The organism is Microvirga thermotolerans, from assembly GCF_009363855.1.
GTDB classification, from domain to species: Bacteria; Pseudomonadota; Alphaproteobacteria; order Rhizobiales; family Beijerinckiaceae; genus Microvirga; species Microvirga thermotolerans.
Map to the genome: position 1 here is coordinate 2242624 of NZ_CP045423.1, position 17795 is coordinate 2260418.

A 17795-nucleotide genomic window follows, 5' to 3' on the forward strand; every position below is an offset into this window, starting at 1 on the left:
GGCCGGATTTTTCGCACGTTTCGGAGCCGTTTTCGCTCCCGGAACAAGGAACCGAATGCCGAGCTTGGGGTTTCCGTTCCTCGCCCCTGACACAACAACCAAGATCGGGACCATGAAACGACTGTCATCGCTTCTCGCCGGCACGGCCCTGCCCTTCCTCGCCCTGTCCACGGCGGCCTCCGCCCTGCCGCCGCAGGCCGGCCAGCCCATGATCCTGGCCCAGGGCGCACCGGCCGAGATGCCGCCCAGGGCCCGTCCGCCGGCACCCGATCAGCCCGATTCCGGCGAGGCGGGCCCGCCGCGCCGGGGGCCGCCGGGCCGCGAGCGCGGCCCGGCCGCCCGGGACGAGGAGCCGCGACGTCCGCCTCTGGAGCGGGAGGCTCCGCGCCCGCCACGGGCCGGGCCCGCGGGCGAGCCTGCCGAGATGCCGCACGGACGGCCTCCCGGACCTGCCGGCGAGAGACCCGCCCCGCCGGCCGTCGCCCCGTCCCCGCAACCGTCCCGCCCGGTTCCGCCCCAGGACCGGCCCCGGGCTCAACCGGACGAGGAGACGGCCCCTCGGCCGACGGCGCCGAGAGTTCAGGAGCAACGGCCCCAGGAACTGCGCCCACAGGAGCAGCGGTCTCAGGAGCGCCGCCAGGAACGGCCTCAGATCGCGCCGGATCGCCTTCCGCCCTCTCCGGGAGCATCGCCTGCCGAGGCGCCCCGCCGGCAGCCCTCGACCGAGGACGCGGCCCGGCCGGCACCCGGCACCGCGCCATCCGCCCCGGCGCGGACGGGCGAGCCCACCCCTGTGCCGAAGCCGCCGGCCGCGACTCCCGGACGGCCTCCCGTGCCTGCGCCCCAGGCGCCCCAGCGCTCCCTCGCGCCGGCCACGGGGCCGACGGCGCCCGGACCGTCACCCTCGACGGCATCCCCGACGTCCCCCGCACCGTCGTCCGCACCCGCTCAGACCCAGCAGCCATCCGCACCGCCCCCGGCACCCTCCGCCGCGCCTGCTCCGGCCCAGCAGCCCGCGGCGCCGTCCGCCGCACCCGCGCCCGTCCAGCAGCAGGGCGTCCGTCCCCTGCCCCCGCCGCCCGGCGGCGGACCGACGGAAGCGCTTCGCCCGACCGACCGCGAGGTGCAGAGCTTCGAGGCCTTCGAGCGCGGCCGGATCGACGACCTCCGGCAGCAGCGGCGCCAGCGGGTCGAGGAAGGCGGGCGCCGGATCATCATCGAGGAGCCCGGCGACCGCACCATCATCCGGGAGGGCGACCGGGTCATCATCCGGCACGACGAGACCGACCGCTTCCGCCGCACCTATCGGGATGCCGAGGTGCGCGAGGAACGCCGGGGCGCCGAGACGGTGACCGTCGTGCGCAGGCCCGACGGAACGGAGATCGTCACCGTCCGGGACGAGGACGGCAACCTCCTGCGCCGCATCCGGCGGGAGCCTGCCGGCCGCGAGGTCGTCCTGATCGAGAACCGGCGCGAGCGCCGGCCGCGCGGCTACTTCGTCGAGGACCTGGTGCGCCTGCCCCCGCCGGTGGTGACCATTCCGCGCGAGGAGTACATCGTCGAGGTGGAGGATGCGACGGAGGATGAGATCGTCGAAGCCTTCACCGCGCCGCCCGTGGATCGGATCGAGCGGGCCTACACCCTCGACGAGATCCGCCAGAGCGCTCCCCTGCGCGAACGGATGCGCCGGGTCGACCTCGACACCGTCACTTTCGACACGGGGTCCTGGGCCCTGCCCGAAGCGCAGATCGGCGCCCTGACCGGCATCGCCGAAGCCATCCGCCGCGCCCTCGGCCGCAACCCGAACGAGATTTTCCTCGTGGAGGGGCACACGGACGCGGTCGGTTCGGACGAGGACAACCTGACCCTGTCGGACCGGCGCGCCGAAACGGTTGCGACGATTCTCACCCAGCGCTTCGGCATCCCTGCCGAGAACCTGACGACGCAAGGCTATGGCGAGCAGTACCTGAAGGTGAACACGCAGGGACCCGAGCGCCAGAACCGCCGGGTGACGATCCGCCGGATCACGCCCCTGCTCCAGGGACAGAGCCAGTCGGCGCAATAGGCCGTGCGGGGCTTCGCCCGCCCGACCGCTCCCCTCGCCCGGCAACGGCACCCGTTGCCGGGCGTCGTCTTTCGTCCCACCGAAAAGGATCAAGTTGTCGCACGTTCATCTCGCAGGCGCGAAGTCGAGCGCCGCATGATCGCTCCTACTTTCGACGGATAACACGCGTTTTTCTTTATTTAACCTTTTTGACTTGACGTTGAGGCAACGTTGTCAACCGAGAGAATGGGACGATGCTCGGCCTCCTGCGACGCGCGCCGCAACCTTCCATGCCCGACACGAGCGCCCCGGCGGACGAGGTTGTCCCGGAAGCTCGGGAGACATTGCCGGAGATGCGCCGCGACAGACTCGACACCGAGGCCGTGGATGCCCTGGAGGCCGATGTTCTGAAGGCCATCTCGGGCGTGACCCGGGCCATCGCGGAGGCGGCCGCCGACGTCGCTGCGGTGGAGCGCGACCTTGCCTCCATCCGCGACCATGCGGGCGGGCTCGCCGCCTCCGGCCAGTCCGCTTCCGGAGAGACCCTGTCCCTCGCTTCGTCCACCGAGGAGCTGGCCGCCACATCCGCCGAAATCGGCCGCGCGATGGACCGGGCGGGTGCGCGCCTCGCGGATGCAGTCCAGGCGGCGCAGAAGGCCGGGACGCTGATCGCGGAGCTTGCCTCCGCGACGGCGGAGATCGCGGGCATCGTCGATACCATTTCCGCGGTGGCCCGCCAGACCAACCTGCTGGCCCTCAATGCCACCATCGAGGCGGCCCGGGCGGGCGAAGCGGGGCGCGGCTTTGCCGTCGTCGCCGGAGAGGTGAAGGCGCTTTCCGTCGAGACCGGCAATGCGGCGGAGGACATCCGCCAGCGCATCGCGCGGCTGCGGGACACCGCGAACGCTTCCACCGCCGCGGTGACGGAGATCGTCCACGTGGTTCAGGATGTCCAGCCGGTCTTCGACACCGTCCGCCAGGCGGTAGGCGAGCAGGACGCCGCCATCGGCGAGGTCGCCCGCCTCGCCAACGCGACCTCCGCCACCGTGGGACAGGTGAGCGAGCGGGCCGCGGAGGTCGACCGCATCTCCCTCGAAGCGAGTGAGCTTGCGCACCGGGCCGACAGGGCGACGAAATCGGCCGACGAACTGGCGAAGGCGCTGGGCCAGCGCTTCGTGACGGTCGTCCGCCAGAGCGAGATCGGCGACCGGCGCCTCTCCGACCGCTTCCCGGTCGAGCGGCCGGCGACCCTGACGGTCGCGGAACGCAGCCTTTCGACCCGCACGGTGGACGTGAGCAGGGGCGGCGTGCTCCTCGCAGCGGCCCCCGAGGCCGCGGTGGCGGCGGGATCGCGCGGGAAACTCGACCTGAGAGGCGTCGGGCATGTCGATGTCCGGATCGTCGCGGCGAGTGCCATGGGGCTTCACTGCGCCTTCGCCGACGTGACGGAGGAGCTGCGCTCTCGCATCGAGGCTTTCGTCGCGGAGGTGGAGGCCGCCTACCGTCCCCGCATCCTCCTCGCCCAGGAAACCGCCCGCCGCATCGAGGCGCTCATCGAGCGGGCGCTTGCCGACGGCACCCTTTCGCGGGAGGGGGTGTTCGACACGGATTACCGCCCCGTTCCGGGAACGGATCCCGTTCAGTACGAGACGTCCTACCTCGGCGCGTTCGAACGCCTGCTCCCGGCCGTCCTTGAGCCGATTCTTGCCACGGACCCGAAGATGGCGTTCTGCCTTGCCACCGACCGGAACGGATACATCCCGGTCCACAACAAGGCCTATTCCCAGCCGCAGCGGCCCGGCGATCCCGTGTGGAACGCGGCGAACGCCCGGAACAAGCGGATCTTCGACGACAGGGCCGGCATCACCGCCGCCCGCTCGACGCGCCCCTTCGTCATCCAGGCCTATGCCCGCGATATGGGCGGCGGCAAGGTGATCATGATGCAGGAGGTCGACGCCCCGATCCGCATCCTCGGGCGCCACTGGGGCGGGTTGAGAACCGCCTACAGGCTCTGACGGGCGCCGTCAGCCCTTCGGGAATTCCAGGCCCATCTCCCGGTAGCGCTCGGGATCGTCGCCCCAGTTCTCGCGCACCTTCACGTACAGGAAGAGGTGCACGGGCGCCTCGGCGATCTCGGCGATCTCCCGGCGCGCCGCCTGTCCGATGGCCTTGATGGTCTGGCCGCCCTTGCCGAGCACGATCTTGCGCTGGCTGTCCCGCTCCACGAAGATCGTCTGCTCGATGCGCACGGAGCCGTCCGGCCGCTGCTGCCACTGGTCGGTCTCGACGGTCGACTGGTAGGGCAGTTCCTCGTGCAGGCGCTCGTAGATCTTCTCGCGCGTGATCTCGGCGGCGAGCATGCGCAGCGGCGCGTCCGAGATCTGATCCTCCGGGTAGAGCCAGGGGCCCTCGGGCATCATCTTCGCCAGTTCCGCGCGGAGCCGGTCGATCCCGTCGCCGTTGAGCGCGGAGACCATGAAGGTATGGGCGAATCCGATCCGCGCGTTGAGGGACGCCGCGAGCTCCAGCAGCTTCGAGCGCTCGATCAGGTCGATCTTGTTGAGGATCAGGACCTTGGGCTGCTTCAGCTCCGGCAGCTTCTCGAGGATCGCGTCCGTCTCCTCGTCCACGCCCTTCCGGACGTCGAGGAGAAGCGCCACCACGTCGGCATCGCCCGCCCCGCCCCAGGCGGACGTGACCATGGCCCGGTCGAGCCGCCGCTTGGGCTTGAAGATGCCCGGCGTGTCCACGAACACGATCTGCGCACTGCCTTCCATGGCGATGCCGCGGACCAGGGTCCGGGTCGTCTGCACCTTGCGCGAGACGATGGAGACCTTGGACCCGACGAGGGCGTTCAGGAGCGTGGACTTGCCCGCGTTCGGGGCGCCGATGAGCGCGACGAAACCGGCTCTCGTGGGAGCTTCCTCAGCCATTGTCCGTGTCGTCCTCCGTCCACACGCCCTCGCGGAGAAGAAGGCTTCTCGCCGCCTCCTGTTCCGCCGCCCGCTTCGATGAGCCGAGGCCGAAATCGCTGTCGTGACCCTTGACCTTCACCGAGACGCGAAACTTCGGTGCATGGTCCGGGCCGGTCTGTTCCACCACCGCGTAGGTGGGAGGCGGGAGCCCCTTGCCCTGCGCCCATTCCTGGAGCGCGCTCTTCGGGTCCCGCAGGGGGCGGCGCGGGGCGTGCAGCAGGTCCTTGAAGGAGGCCTCCACGAGAGCCCTGGCCGCCGCGTAGCCGCCGTCCAGGAAAACCGCCCCGATGATCGCCTCGCACACGTCCGCGAGGATCGTCAGGTTCCGCCGCTCGCCCGACTGCGCCTCCCCCGCGCCGAGCTTGAGATAGGGCCCCACGTCCCAGGCCATGGCGACCTCGGCGCAGCTTTCGCGCCGCACCAGTTCCGCAAGCCGGCGGGAAAGCTCCCCCTCGGGAGAGCGGGGAAACTCCCGGTAGAGCATCTCGGCCACGATGAGGCCGAGCACCCGGTCGCCGAGGAATTCGAGCCTCTGATAGCTCTGCCCGCCCGCGCCCGGAGCGCTCACGTGGGTCAGCGCCTCCGCCAGAAGCTCCGGACGCTCGAAGCGGTAGCCGAGCGTCTCCTGGAGGCGGTCCGGCAGGGGCGTGCGGCGGGCCATGGGCTTAGCGGATCCGCTCGAACATCCGGTTCCACCGGATCCGGCTCGGCCATTCCCAGGGGCGCCACAGCGAGGCGTCCTCGTCGACGGAGAAGAAGATGATCTCGGCGCGTCCGACGAGGTTCTCGGCCGGAACCTGGCCGACATTGGCTTCGTCGCGGGAATCCGTGGAATTGTCCCGGTTGTCGCCCATCATGAAATAATGTCCGGGCTTCACCGTGTAGACATCGGTGTTGTCCCAGTAGCCGCGGTCCCCGTCCCGCTCGATCACGTAGTGGGACGTTCCTTCGGGAAACGTCTCCTTGTACCGGGGCACGGCGACCGTGCGTCCATAGGGGTCCGTCGTCTTGTAGTCCTCGACCCGCTCCCGCAGGACCGGCTTGCCGTTGATGTGGAGCACGCCCCCGATCACCTGGATCCGGTCGCCCGGCAGGCCGACCACGCGCTTGATGTAGTCGGTGGAATTGTCCTTCGGCAGCTTGAAGACCGCGATGTCCCCCCGCTTGGGCTGCGAGCCGAAGATGCGCCCGGAGAACAGGGGCGGCCCGAAGGGAATCGAGTAGCGCGAATAGCCGTAGGCGTATTTCGAGACGAAAAGGTAGTCGCCGATCAGCAGGGTCGGGATCAGGGAGCCCGAGGGAATGTTGAAGGGCTGGAAGAGGACGGTCCGCACCACAACGGCGATCAGCAGCGCCTGAAGGATGACCTTGACGGTCTCCCAGAGGCCGCTCTCGTTCTTGACGGTCTCGCCGGTGAATTTCTTGGCGTTGTCGCTCACGTCTGTCGATCCCTGCCTGAAAGAATGAGCCCCCGGGCCCGCTCGGGTCGTCGCGGCGGTCTAGCCCATGGCGCGCCGTGTCGCAACGCGGCCGATTTACTTTATGGGGACGGCCTCGATGATCACGAAGGCTTGAGCGACCGGCGGATCGTCGGTGAGCGACACGTGGACGACCGGCTCATGTCCTTCGGGGATCAGGGCCTTGAGCCGCGCGAGCGCTCCCCCCGTGAGCCGGAAGGTCGGCTTGCCGGTGGGAAGGTTGACCACCTCCATGTCCCGCCAGAACACCCCGTGGCTCATGCCCGTACCGAGGGCCTTGGCGCAGGCCTCCTTGGCGGCGAAGCGGCGGGCGTAGGACGCGGCGCGGGCCGCCCGCCGGTCGCTGCGGGCCCGCTCGCCTTCCGTAAAGACCCTGTGCGTGAACCGGTCCCCGAAGCGCGCGAGGGAGCGTTCGATGCGGCGGATGTCGCACAGGTCCGAGCCGATTCCGACGATCATGGGAGCGACCGGCCGGGCGCGGCGCCCGCGGGCTCGCCGGCCCGCATGCGGCCTTCGTCCATAGCGGCGCGCATGGTCCGCACGGCCTCGTCGAGCCCCATGAAGATCGCCTCGCCGATGAGGGCATGGCCGATATTCAGCTCGACGATCTGCGGAATCGCCGCCACGGCCCGGACGGACCGCAGGTCGAGCCCGTGACCTGCGTGGATCTCGAGGCCGATGGAAGCGCCGTGCGTGGCAGCCCGGCGCAGCCGCTCGAGCTCGTGCTCGACCCTGGCCTCGTCGCCGGCGGTCACGGCTTCGCAATAGGTGCCCGTATGGAGTTCCACCACCGGGGCGCCGAGGTCGCAGGCGGCGTCCATGACCTCCCGCTCGGGTTCCACGAAGAGGGAGACGCGGATTCCGGCGCCCTTCAGCTCCCGGATCGCGGAACGCAGGTGCTCGGCCCCGCCGACGATGTCGAGCCCGCCCTCGGTGGTACGCTCCTCGCGCTTCTCCGGCACCAGGCAGCAGGCATGCGGGCGCAGGCGCGTGGCGATGGCGATCATCTCGTCGGTGGCGGCCATCTCGAAGTTCAGGGGCACGAAGAGCTGGCGCTTGAGCCGCTCCATGTCCTGATCCCGGATGTGCCGCCGGTCCTCCCGCAGATGCGCGGTGATCCCGTCCGCCCCCGCCAGCACCGCCATGTGGGCGGCGCGGATCGGATCGGGATGCGTCCCGCCGCGGGCGTTGCGGACGGTTGCGACATGGTCGATGTTGACGCCGAGGCGCAAGGGTGCGGCCACGAACTCCTCCCAAAAAGCATTCCTAGCCTAGCATGCGGCAGGATCGTGAACAGGGTGCCCGGGCAGCTGCGACAGGAAAAGGGCCACCGCGGCGGCGAAGTCCCCGGACAGCTCGTCGTGGATCGTATGGCCGCAATCGAACGCGACCACCCTGGTTCCGGGCCTGATCCGGGCCATCCTCTCGATCTCGCCGGCGCCGACGGCCCAGCTCTTGCGGCCGTGCAGGAGCAGGCAGGGACAGCCGCTCGCCGTCCAGTCGCCGCTCCAGTCGCCGGTCAGCGCTGCCTGGGAGCGTGCCATCCAGGCCGGATCGAACCGGAACGTCCACCCGCTCTCGGTCTCGTGGAGACTGTCGAGGAAATAGCGGTCGCCGGCAAAGCCCCGGGAATCCAGGAACGCGAGCGCATGGGACAGCGACGGGAAGGCGCGCGGCCAGTCGAGCCCGAGCGGGGCGACGGGCTCGATGCGGGCCCCGATGTCCTCGACGATCAGGGCGCCGACGAGGTCCTTCCTCCGGGCGGCCAGCTGGTACGCGTTGACGCCGCCGAGCGAATGGCCGAGGAGCGCGACGGGCCCGCCGCCGCCGATCCGCAGGACGAACTGCTCGGCATCGCGGAGGTAATCCTCGCGGTCGCAGGCCTCGGGACGGTCGCTCCATCCGTGCCCGCGCTGGTCGAGCGCCGCCACGCGCCAGCCCAGCGGGCGGAGGGCCTCCGCAAGGGGGGCGAAGTTCCGGGCGCATCCGAAATGGCCATGAAGGGCCGCCAGAACCGGAGCGTCCGGCGCGCCGCCGAAGTCGACATAGGACAATCGCACCCGGCCGGCCTCGAAGAAGCCGCGCTTCCCCGTGGCGACGACGGCGGGGGCATGGGAGGGCGAGGAGGCCATAGGTTCCCGTTGCGGATGGCGAGCGATGGACTGCCAAGCTATTATGTCGCCTCTTCGGCCCGTTCAACCGCCGGATCGCGGCCGCCGCCGGCTTGCCATCCTCGCCCAGATCGACTATGGACCTCCCCTCGCGTTCGCTCCGGCCGGGGGCTGAACGGACGGTACGGCTCGGCCGTGCAGGATCCGGAGGATCCGTCGTCCCGTGTCTCCGCCTTCGACAACCGCTCGGGCCTTGCAGGCTCGAAGGGCTTGGCGCCGATCGGACGCGCGAAACCGGCCCGCGACCTCCACGACAAGGCGTGCGGCTCAACTCCAACCTGAGAAAGGCCCACTATGCCTCTCTACGAGCATGTGTTTCTGGCCCGCCAGGACGTGACGTCCCAGCAGGTCGAAGCGATGATCGACCAGTACAAGGCCGTCATCGAGCAGAACGGCGGCAAGGTCGAGAAGACCGAGATGTGGGGCGTGAAGTCCCTCGCCTACCGCATCAAGAAGAACCGCAAGGCGCACTTCACGATGTTCAACCTCGACGCTCCCGCCTCGGCGGTGGCCGAGATGGAGCGTCAGATGCGCATCAACGAGGACATCCTCCGGTTCATGACCGTGCGGGTGGACGCGCTCGAGACCGAGCCGTCCGTGATGATGCAGAAGCGCGACCGTGACGAGCGCAAGGACCGCGAGCGCCGCGAGCGCGAAGGCGGTTTCGAAACCGAAGGCGAGGAGGCTTAAGACATGGCTATCGGTGCTGGTGGCGGCGCTGGCCGTCGTCCTTTCTTCCGTCGGCGCAAGACCTGCCCCTTCTCGGGCCCGAACGCCCCGAAGATCGACTACAAGGACACGAAGCTGCTCTCGCGCTACATTTCCGAGCGCGGCAAGATCGTGCCCTCGCGCATCACGGCCGTGTCGGCCAAGAAGCAGCGTGAGCTCGCCCAGGCGATCAAGCGCGCCCGCTTCCTGGGCCTGCTGCCCTACGTGATCCGCTAAGACCCGGCGGGCCGCCCCGGCGGCCCTCCTTGCCCAGTCGCCCGGCGGTGAGAATCCGCCGGGTCAGTTGGGGCGGCAAGCCCCTAACCCTGCACAGAGCAGCGGGACAGCGAGACCCATGAACTTCGTTCTTCCAGGCATCGGCGCGGGCCTCGTTTCGGCCCTTCTGACCGCGGTGATCGTCAAGGCGACCCCGCTGGCGGCCGTCCTGTATCTCCTGTCCCCGATCCCCGTCCTGATCGTCTCGCTCGGCTGGAACCACCGGTCGGGGCTGGTGGCCGCCGCCGTCGGCGGGGTCGCAATCGCGCTCGCCATCTCCCCCCTCAGCGGGCTCGGCTTCGCCCTCGTCACCGCCCTGCCCGCCTGGTGGCTCGCCTATCTGGCGCTCCTCGGACGCCCTTCCGAGAACGGGACCATGGAATGGTACCCGCTCGGCCGCCTGCTTGCCTGGGTGGCGGCCACCGCCGCCCTCACCGTCGTGGCGGCGGGCATCGTCTCGACCCGCGGCAGCTACGAGGCGTTCCTGGGCAATGCCCGCGAGATCGCCGAGCTCTTCGTGAACCTCCAGTTCCCGAAGGGACAGCCGGACAGCCTCGACGACGCGACCCGCAAGGAGCTCGTGGAGCTCTTCGCCCGCATCACTCCCTTCCTGTCCGCGCAGGGCTTCACGGTCGTGCTGGCACTCTACCTCTGGGCCGCCGCCAAGATCGTCGCCCTATCGAAGCGTCTGCCGCGCCCCTGGTCGCCCGTGCCTGAACTGGCGATGCCGCGTGCGGCCGCGGCCCTCCTCGTCGCCTGCATGGTCGTCGCCATGCTGGGCCTCGAGAACTTCGTCGGCGTGTTCGCCGCGGCGCTCGCCGGGGGCCTGTTCATGGCCTTCGCCCTCCAGGGCCTCGCCGCGGTCCACGACCGCACACGCGGCAACGCGGTGCGCGGGTTCATCCTGAGCGCGCTCTACGTCGTGCTGTTCCTCTCCCAGGGCATCCTGATGGTCGCCCTGTCCCTCTTCGGCCTCGCCGATACCCTCTTCGGGCTGCGCCGCCGCTTCGGCGGCGGAGGCGGGCCGAAACTGCCTCAGACCCCTTCCCCGTGATCACGAACCCTTAAAGGAGAAAACCCATGGAAGTGATCCTCCTCGAGCGCGTCGCCAAGCTCGGCCAGATGGGCGAGACCGTGAAGGTCCGCGACGGCTATGCGCGCAACTTCCTCCTGCCCCGCGGCAAGGCGCTGCGCGCCACCAAGGCCAACAAGGAGCATTTCGAGAAGCAGCGCGCTCAGCTCGAAGCCCGCAACCTCGAGCGCCGCAAGGAGGCCGAGGTCGTCGGCGAGAAGCTGAACGGCCAGAGCTTCGTCATCATCCGCCAGGCCGGCGAGACGGGCGTCCTCTACGGCTCGGTCTCGACCCGCGACCTCGCCGAGATCATGACCCGGAACGGCTTCTCGGTGGACCGCAGCCAGATCGTTCTCAACGCCCCGATCAAGACCCTCGGCCTGCACACGGTCCCTGTCTCCCTGCATCCGGAGGTCGAGGTCCAGGTGACGATCAACGTCGCCCGCAGCCCGGAGGAAGCCGAGCGCCTGGCCCGCGGCGAGGCGGTCACGACCCGCGAGGAGACCAACCTCGACGATCTCGGCCTGGAAGTGGGCGCCGCCCTGGCGGACGCGGGCGACGTCGAACTCTGAGAACGCGGCGCCCAAGCTGGGCGCTTGCCTGCGTTCTCTTTTTGTTCCAAAATGGCGCTTTCCGTCGATTCGACGGGAAGCGCTTTTTCGTCGGCGGAGCGGGTCCCGAACCCGCAAGGCCGGCGGCAACGGCACGGTGTGGGAATCGGGGACAGCGAGGACAAGCCCCGGCAGGCTGCCCGAACCTCGGGCCTGTGTCCGGGCGGTAACCATCCGCTGTCCGAATCCGGTTAGGATCGCCGCCCCTGTTTTGTTTTTCGGAGCGCCAGATGGCCACCGCCAACGCCCTGATCGCCCGGATCGATTCGGCAGAGCCGCAATTCCGCGTCGCCCCGAGCAACATCGATGCGGAACAGGCGCTGCTGGGCGCCATTCTCGTCAACAACGACGCCTATTACCGGGTCTCCGACTTCCTGGAGGCCTCCCATTTCATCGAGGACCTGCACCGGCGCATCTTCGAGGTCGCCTCGAGCCTCATCAAGGCCGGCAAGGTCGCGACCCCCATCACCCTGAAGACCTTCCTCGGCGACCAGGATCTCGGCGGGGTGACGGTCTCGCAGTACCTGGCGCGGCTCGCCGCCGAGGCCACGACGGTCATCAACGCGGAGGATTACGGCCGCACGATCTACGACCTCGCCATCCGCCGGAACCTGATCGCCATCGGCGAGGACATGGTGAACGTCGCCTACGACGCGCCGGTCGACAGCTCGCCCCGGGACCAGATCGAGGAGGCGGAGCGCCGCCTCTACGAACTCGCGGAGAACGGACGCTACGACGGCGGCTTCCAGCGCTTCTCGGAGGCCCTGACCCAGGCCATCGACATGGCCGCCGCGGCCTACAAGCGGGAAGGCAAGCTCTCCGGCATCTCCACGGGGCTCATCGACCTCGACCGGACCCTCGGCGGCCTGCAGCCCTCGGACCTCATCATCCTCGCGGGGCGCCCGGCCATGGGCAAGACCTCGCTGGCCACCAACATCGCCTTCAACATCGCCAAGGCCTATCAGGCCGAGAAGCAGCCCGACGGGACCATGAAGACCGTCAACGGCGGCATCGTCGGCTTCTTCTCCCTCGAAATGTCGGCCGAGCAGCTCGCCACCCGCATCATCGCGGAGCAGTCGGGCGTGCCGTCCTACAAGATCCGCCGCGGCGACATGCGCGAGGACGACTTCTACAAGATCACGGAAGCCGCCCGGGAGATGCAGTCGATCCCGTTCTACATCGACCAGACCGGCGGCATCTCCATCGCCCAGCTCGCCGCCCGGGCGCGGCGCCTGAAGCGCCAGCGCGGGCTCGACGTGCTGGTGGTGGACTATCTCCAGCTGCTCTCGGCCTCCGCCAAGAAGGGCGAGAACCGGGTGCAGGAGCTGACCGAGATCACCACGGGCCTGAAGGCCCTCGCCAAGGAGCTTTCCGTCCCGATCATCGCCCTGTCCCAGCTGTCGCGCCAGGTGGAGGCCCGCGACGACAAGCGCCCGCAGCTCGCGGACCTGCGCGAATCCGGCTCCATCGAGCAGGACGCGGACGTGGTGATGTTCGTCTACCGCGAGGAGTACTATCTGAAGAACAAGGAGCCGAAACCCGGCACCGAGGAGTACTTCAAGTGGCAGGCGGAGATGGATCAGGTGCACGGCAAGGCGGAGGTCATCATCGGCAAGCAGCGTCACGGCCCCACGGGCACGGTGCAGCTCGCCTTCCAGGCCGACATCACGCGGTTCACCAACCTCGCGGACGAAGACAAGCTTCCTGAACGGATCGGCGATTGAACAAGCACATTGCGCAGGCGGCTCCGCAGGGCCGCATTCCCGAGGAGGCCGCCGGCGGCATCCTTCGGATCGACCTCACCGCCCTCGCCTCCAACTGGCGGAGCCTCCGCGACCGCGCGGGCGGCGCGGAGACGGCCGCCGTCGTCAAGGCGAACGCCTACGGCACCGGGATCGAGGAAGCGGTCCCCGCCCTCGCGGCCGCCGGCTGCCGCACCTTCTTCGTCGCCCATCCGGGCGAGGCTCTCCGCGCCCGGAACGCAGCCCCCCGGACGACGGTCTACGTGCTCAACGGCCTGCTGCCCGGCTCCGCCGGGTTCTATGCCGCCCATGACGTTCGCCCCGTCCTCGGCTCGTGGCCCGAGATCGAGGAATGGGCGGCCTTCTGCCGCTCCCAAGGCCGCCGTCTGGAGGCCGCGATCCATGTGGACACGGGAATGAACCGGCTCGGCCTGACGGTCGGCGAAGGCCTCGCCCTGGCCGCGCGCCCGGAGCTGAAGGACTTCACCCCCGCCCTGCTCATGAGCCATTTCGTCGGCGCGGAAGAGCGGGACAACCCGTTGAACGCGCGGCAGATCGAGACCTTCGCGGCGGTGCGGAACGCCCTGCCCGGCATCCCGGCCTCCCTCGCCAATTCCTCCGGCATCTTCCTGCCGCAGAAGCCGCATTTCGACCTGGTCCGCCCCGGCTATGCGCTCTATGGCGGCAATCCGACGCCCGGCGCGGAGAACCCGATGCGGGCGGTGGTCGGCCTCGAGGGGCGAATCGTCCAGCTGCGCTGGGTCGAGACGGGCGACACGGTCGGCTACAACGGCCGCTGGATTGCCGGAGAGCGGCGGCGGATCGCCACGGTCTCGGTCGGCTATGCGGACGGCTATCCCCGCTCCGCCAGCGCCCCCGGCAGGAGCGGCGAGGCGCTCGCCACGGGCATGGCATTGGTCGGTGGGCACCCCTGCCCGTTCGCGGGGACCGTCTCGATGGACCTTCTCGCCGTCGACGTCACCGGCGCGCCCGAGGGCGCCCTCGCCCGCGGCGAACCGGTGACCCTGATCGGCGGCCCCCTCACGGTCGACGAGGTCGGCCGCCGCGCGGGAACCATCGGCTACGAGATTCTCACCGGTCTCGGCGACCGCTACCGCCGGGTCTATACGGGATCGGCCCGCTGATGGCGAAGCGTCACCCTTCCTTCGCCTGCCAGAGCTGCGGCGCCGTCTACAACCGCTGGAAGGGCAAGTGCGAGGCCTGCGGCGGGTGGAACACCATCGTCGAGGAGACCGGATCCGCGAACCCGATGGTGGGTCCGGTCGCCACGCGTCCGTCCCGCGCCAAGGGCCGCATCTTCCCGCTGGAGGGCCTCTCCGGCGAGACGAAGGAGGCGCCGCGCACCCCGTCCGGCATCGCGGAGCTCGACCGGGTGACGGGCGGCGGCTTCGTGCATGGCTCCATCATCCTGCTCGGCGGCGACCCCGGCATCGGCAAGTCGACCCTGCTCATGCAGGCCTCGGCGGCTCTCGCCAACCGGGGCGAAAGGGTCGCCTACATCTCCGGCGAGGAGGCGGTGGCGCAGGTGCGCCTCAGGGCCGAGCGCCTCGGCCTCGGCCAGGCCCCGGTCGAACTCGCCTCCGAGACCAACGTGGAGGACATCGTCGCCACTCTCTCTCAGGGCCGCCCCCCGGCCCTCGCCATCATCGACTCCATCCAGACCATGTGGACCGAGACGGTGGAATCGGCGCCCGGTACGGTCACCCAGGTGCGCGGCAGCGCCCAGGCCCTGATCCGCTTCGCCAAGACCACCGGCACGGCGGTGATCCTGGTGGGCCACGTGACAAAGGACGGGCAGATCGCCGGCCCCCGCGTGGTGGAGCACATGGTGGACGCGGTCGTCTCCTTCGAAGGCGACACGGGCCACCATTTCCGGATCCTGAGGGCCGTGAAGAACCGCTTCGGCCCGACCGACGAGATCGGCGTGTTCGAGATGTCCGACCGGGGCCTGCGCGAGGTCCCGAACCCATCGGAGCTGTTCCTGGCCGGGCGCGACCTCGCCACGCCGGGCACCGCGGTCTTCGCCGGCATGGAAGGGACCCGCCCGCTCCTGGTGGAGATCCAGGCTCTCGTCGCCCCCTCTTCCCTCGGCACGCCGCGCCGCGCGGTCGTCGGGTGGGACCCCAACCGGCTCTCCATGGTGCTCGCCGTCCTCGAAGCCCATGGCGGCCTGAGGCTCGGGATGCACGACGTGTACCTGAACGTCGCCGGAGGCCTTCGCATCACCGAGCCCGCCGCCGACCTCGCCGCCGCGGCGGCCCTGATCTCGTCGTTGTCGGGCAATCCCCTGCCGCCCGATACGGTCTATTTCGGCGAGATGGGCCTGTCCGGGGCCATCAGGCCCGTCGCGCAGGCCGAAGCGCGCCTCAAGGAGGCGGCCAAGCTCGGCTTCTCCGGTGCCGTCGCCCCGGCGGCCCGGGTGGACAAGGCCAAGGACCGCCTGCCGCTTGCCGCCTCCGCCATCGGCCACATCACCGATCTCGTCGCAGGCATCGCCGCGCGCCCCGGCCGGGCGGCGAGATCCCGAGGATAGGCCCTCTCGGCAGGAAAGCGCCTTAGGGAAGCGTCTCGGGACAGATTTGCTACGATATATCGTCTATGTAATATCGCTGACGGGGGACCACGTCGCTGCACCGTTCCTCGCCTGACCCTTCGCCATCCGCCTTCGAGAGGACTCCATGGCTATTCCGACCGGCTTCAAGATCGGCACCACGAGCGTGACCGATGCCACGACCCATATGCTCGCCGAGCGAACGACGGCAGGCGGCGACGTCGCCGGGCTGACGATCATCGACGACGATCAACCGACCGAAGATACCTACACCTACAGCATCGTGACGGACGGAACCGGCGCGACCGCGGCGAACGATGCGATCTACGAGATCGTGCGCGGCCAGGACGGACTGTCCCGGCTGGTCGTCAAGGCGGGCGTGATTCTCGACTTCGAGACCGCGGCGACCGCAACGCACGACCTTTGGATCAAGGCCACCGACGGGACGGACACGGTCGTCAAGAAGGTCACGATGAGCCTCACGAACGTGAACGAGGCGCCGATCGACATCGAATTGGCAGGCATCGTCGCGGCGGGCGTCCGGGAGAACTCGGCTCGGGGTACCGAAATCGGCGCCCTGCTGGCCGACGATCCCGATGCGAACGACACCTTTACCTTCACGCTGAAGGACGATGCCGGCGGCCGCTTCATGCTCGATTCCACAGGCAAGAGGCTCCTGGTCGCGGACGGCTCCAAGCTCGACTACGAGGCCGCCGCCTCGCACCAGATCAAGGTCGAGGTGAAGGATGCCGGAGGCCTGACCTTCGAGAAGACCTTGACGATTGCCGTGCACAACGCTGTCGACACTTTCATCGGCACGGCGCGCAACGATAAGCTCGCCGGCACCGAGAGCATGGACTTTCTCTACGGCGCAGCCGGCAACGACAAGCTCTATGGGCTCGGCGGCGACGACGTGCTCAACGGCGGCGCCGGCAAGGACATGCTCTACGGCGGGGCCGGCAAGGACACCTTCCTGTTCGACTCTCCCGTGAAGAAGGGGCAGTTCGATCAGGTCATGGACTTCAATTCGGCCGACGACACGCTCCAGTTCAGCCTGTCCGCAATCAGATCCTTCAAGATCAAAGGTCTGAAAGCCGGCAAGCTGAACAAGAAGTTCTTCACCGTCGGCGACCATGCCAAGGACAAGAACGACTTCGTCTACTACAACAAGAAGAACGGGTTCGTGTATCTCGACGGCGACGGTTCCGGCGCCCACAAGGGCATCGAGATCCTGAAGCTGAAGCCGGGCCTCAAGCTGACGGCAGACGACTTCCAGTTCGTCTGATCGGACTCCACCGGCTCCGACGGCCCCGGAGCGCTTCCTTCGGGGCCGTTCTTTCTCAGAACAACGTCCGGCAGAAGGAGTTTCCTCCTCCGAGGGAAGCTTTGCAGCACGGCCGGCTGCCAAGGCGGCACCCGTCCCCTGGCGAGGCCCGCTTCGGCTGCGGGGTGACGAAACGGTTTCTTGCGGCTATACACCCCGACGCCTTAACCGCTTCTTGAAGCTGTCCCGTTCCTGCGTCAGGCTTGGCCCATGCCCTTTTCCGTTCTGGATCTCGTTGTCGTCGGCGTCGTGCTGATCTCCGGTCTTCTGGCGGCCGTCCGGGGGTTCACGCGTGAGGTTCTCGCCATCGTGGCCTGGGTCGCCGCCGCCGCCGTGGCCTGGTATCTGCACCCGGCCGTGCTGCCGTTCGCGCAGCAATATATTCACAACCACACCGTCGCCCTCGTCGCGGCGATCGGCGGCATCTTCGTCGTGACGCTCATCGTCGTCTCGATCATCACCGTCCAGATCTCGGATCTCATCCTCGATTCGCGCATCGGCGCCCTGGACCGGACCCTCGGCCTCGTTTTCGGCGCGGCGCGCGGCTTCCTGATCTGCGTCATCGGCTGGGCTTTCCTCTCCTGGCTCCTCCAGGGCAAGAATCCCGAATGGGCCACCGCCTCCCGCACCCGGCCCGCCATGGAAAGCACCCGCGACAGCATCATCGCCATGCTGCCGGAGAACGCGGAGGCCCTGATCCAGAAGCTGCGCGAGAAGGGCAAACCCGAGATCGAGCAGGGCGAACCGGCCGAGCCGGATCCCCAGCGCACCGCTCCGGCCCCCGCCACGCCCCCGGCCCGGCCCGCCCAGCCGCGGGGCTGA

17 protein-coding genes are annotated in these 17795 nt (G+C 69.2%); 11 read left to right on the forward strand and 6 right to left on the reverse strand.

The features are described 5' to 3' along the window. Positions 1 to 112 precede the first annotated feature (112 nt). Together GDR74_RS10420 and GDR74_RS10425 are read left to right on the forward strand one after the other, a co-directional pair. Positions 113 to 2065: an OmpA family protein gene (locus GDR74_RS10420; RefSeq protein ID WP_152586252.1), complete on the forward strand. Its 1953-nt coding sequence runs from the start codon at positions 113 to 115 to the stop codon at positions 2063 to 2065. Between the two features lie 332 nt (positions 2066 to 2397). Continuing rightward, on the forward strand, positions 2398 to 4059 hold the full coding sequence (locus GDR74_RS10425) for a methyl-accepting chemotaxis protein (RefSeq protein ID WP_194164509.1): 1662 nt from the start codon (positions 2398 to 2400) through the stop codon (positions 4057 to 4059). A gap of 9 nt (positions 4060 to 4068) precedes the next feature. Here GDR74_RS10425 and era read toward each other — a convergent pair whose 3' ends face one another. The 6 genes from era to GDR74_RS10455 form a co-directional block, all read right to left on the reverse strand. Then, entirely contained in the window at positions 4069 to 4977 is a 909-nt protein-coding gene (era, locus tag GDR74_RS10430) for a GTPase Era (protein WP_152586254.1), read from the reverse strand. After that, positions 4970 to 5680, reverse strand: a complete 711-nt coding sequence (rnc, locus tag GDR74_RS10435) for a ribonuclease III (protein ID WP_152586255.1) — start codon at positions 5678 to 5680, stop codon at positions 4970 to 4972. The genes era and rnc overlap by 8 nt, the downstream gene beginning before the upstream one ends. A 4-nt stretch (positions 5681 to 5684) precedes the next feature. Beyond that, on the reverse strand, positions 5685 to 6458 hold the full coding sequence (lepB, locus tag GDR74_RS10440) for a signal peptidase I (RefSeq protein WP_152586256.1): 774 nt from the start codon (positions 6456 to 6458) through the stop codon (positions 5685 to 5687). Positions 6459 to 6554: 96 nt separating this feature from the next. Next, positions 6555 to 6956 (reverse strand): holo-ACP synthase, encoded by a 402-nt coding sequence (acpS, locus tag GDR74_RS10445; RefSeq protein WP_152586257.1) that lies wholly within the window; start codon positions 6954 to 6956, stop codon positions 6555 to 6557. Beyond that, positions 6953 to 7741 (reverse strand): pyridoxine 5'-phosphate synthase, encoded by a 789-nt coding sequence (locus GDR74_RS10450; protein WP_152586258.1) that lies wholly within the window; start codon positions 7739 to 7741, stop codon positions 6953 to 6955. Before GDR74_RS10450 ends, acpS begins: the two co-directional genes overlap by 4 nt. Positions 7742 to 7768: 27 nt before the next feature. Beyond that, positions 7769 to 8629, reverse strand: coding sequence for an alpha/beta fold hydrolase (locus GDR74_RS10455; RefSeq protein WP_152586259.1), 861 nt, complete (start codon positions 8627 to 8629; stop codon positions 7769 to 7771). 333 nt (positions 8630 to 8962) lie between these two features. On the opposite strand from GDR74_RS10455, the gene rpsF reads away from it, so the two are divergent. The 9 genes from rpsF (at position 8963) to GDR74_RS10500 (ending at position 17795) form a co-directional block, all read left to right on the forward strand. Then, a complete protein-coding gene (rpsF, locus tag GDR74_RS10460; protein ID WP_152586260.1) occupies positions 8963 to 9358 on the forward strand; it encodes a 30S ribosomal protein S6 in 396 nt (131 codons plus the stop codon). Between the two features lie 3 nt (positions 9359 to 9361). Continuing rightward, positions 9362 to 9613, forward strand: a complete 252-nt coding sequence (gene rpsR / locus GDR74_RS10465) for a 30S ribosomal protein S18 (protein ID WP_152586261.1) — start codon at positions 9362 to 9364, stop codon at positions 9611 to 9613. A gap of 118 nt (positions 9614 to 9731) precedes the next feature. Next, on the forward strand, positions 9732 to 10706 hold the full coding sequence (locus GDR74_RS10470) for a DUF2232 domain-containing protein (RefSeq protein WP_152586262.1): 975 nt from the start codon (positions 9732 to 9734) through the stop codon (positions 10704 to 10706). 26 nt (positions 10707 to 10732) lie between these two features. Then, positions 10733 to 11296 (forward strand): 50S ribosomal protein L9, encoded by a 564-nt coding sequence (rplI, locus tag GDR74_RS10475; RefSeq protein ID WP_152586263.1) that lies wholly within the window; start codon positions 10733 to 10735, stop codon positions 11294 to 11296. A 269-nt stretch (positions 11297 to 11565) separates the two neighbouring features. Further along, the gene (locus GDR74_RS10480) at positions 11566 to 13059 is read left to right on the forward strand and encodes a replicative DNA helicase (RefSeq protein WP_152586264.1); all 1494 of its coding nucleotides are present in this window, start codon (positions 11566 to 11568) and stop codon (positions 13057 to 13059) included. Next, positions 13056 to 14222 carry an alanine racemase gene (gene alr, locus GDR74_RS10485; RefSeq protein WP_425486921.1) on the forward strand — a complete coding sequence of 389 codons (1167 nt, stop codon included), beginning with the start codon at positions 13056 to 13058 and terminating at the stop codon, positions 14220 to 14222. Before GDR74_RS10480 ends, alr begins: the two co-directional genes overlap by 4 nt. Next, a complete protein-coding gene (radA, locus tag GDR74_RS10490) occupies positions 14222 to 15631 on the forward strand; it encodes a DNA repair protein RadA (RefSeq protein WP_152586265.1) in 1410 nt (469 codons plus the stop codon). The genes alr and radA overlap by 1 nt, the downstream gene beginning before the upstream one ends. Before the next feature lie 145 nt (positions 15632 to 15776). Further along, positions 15777 to 16934, forward strand: coding sequence for a cadherin domain-containing protein (locus GDR74_RS10495; protein ID WP_152586266.1), 1158 nt, complete (start codon positions 15777 to 15779; stop codon positions 16932 to 16934). A gap of 249 nt (positions 16935 to 17183) precedes the next feature. Continuing rightward, positions 17184 to 17795 (forward strand): CvpA family protein, encoded by a 612-nt coding sequence (locus GDR74_RS10500; RefSeq protein ID WP_152586267.1) that lies wholly within the window; start codon positions 17184 to 17186, stop codon positions 17793 to 17795.

Excerpts from the sequence above, each read along its gene's own strand:
- GDR74_RS10455 (WP_152586259.1), bottom strand. The coding sequence starts at position 8,629 with ATGGCCTCCTCGCCCTCCCATGCCCCCGCCGTCGTCGCCACGGGGAAG.
- GDR74_RS10495 (WP_152586266.1), top strand. The coding sequence starts at position 15,777 with ATGGCTATTCCGACCGGCTTCAAGATCGGCACCACGAGCGTGACCGAT.
- GDR74_RS10500 (WP_152586267.1), top strand. The coding sequence starts at position 17,184 with ATGCCCTTTTCCGTTCTGGATCTCGTTGTCGTCGGCGTCGTGCTGATC.
- rpsF (WP_152586260.1), top strand. The coding sequence starts at position 8,963 with ATGCCTCTCTACGAGCATGTGTTTCTGGCCCGCCAGGACGTGACGTCC.
- rpsR (WP_152586261.1), top strand. The coding sequence starts at position 9,362 with ATGGCTATCGGTGCTGGTGGCGGCGCTGGCCGTCGTCCTTTCTTCCGT.
- rnc (WP_152586255.1), bottom strand. The coding sequence starts at position 5,680 with ATGGCCCGCCGCACGCCCCTGCCGGACCGCCTCCAGGAGACGCTCGGC.
- radA (WP_152586265.1), top strand. The coding sequence starts at position 14,222 with ATGGCGAAGCGTCACCCTTCCTTCGCCTGCCAGAGCTGCGGCGCCGTC.
- GDR74_RS10480 (WP_152586264.1), top strand. The coding sequence starts at position 11,566 with ATGGCCACCGCCAACGCCCTGATCGCCCGGATCGATTCGGCAGAGCCG.
- rplI (WP_152586263.1), top strand. The coding sequence starts at position 10,733 with ATGGAAGTGATCCTCCTCGAGCGCGTCGCCAAGCTCGGCCAGATGGGC.
- era (WP_152586254.1), bottom strand. The coding sequence starts at position 4,977 with ATGGCTGAGGAAGCTCCCACGAGAGCCGGTTTCGTCGCGCTCATCGGC.
- GDR74_RS10420 (WP_152586252.1), top strand. The coding sequence starts at position 113 with ATGAAACGACTGTCATCGCTTCTCGCCGGCACGGCCCTGCCCTTCCTC.
- GDR74_RS10470 (WP_152586262.1), top strand. The coding sequence starts at position 9,732 with ATGAACTTCGTTCTTCCAGGCATCGGCGCGGGCCTCGTTTCGGCCCTT.
- acpS (WP_152586257.1), bottom strand. The coding sequence starts at position 6,956 with ATGATCGTCGGAATCGGCTCGGACCTGTGCGACATCCGCCGCATCGAA.
- GDR74_RS10425 (WP_194164509.1), top strand. The coding sequence starts at position 2,398 with ATGCGCCGCGACAGACTCGACACCGAGGCCGTGGATGCCCTGGAGGCC.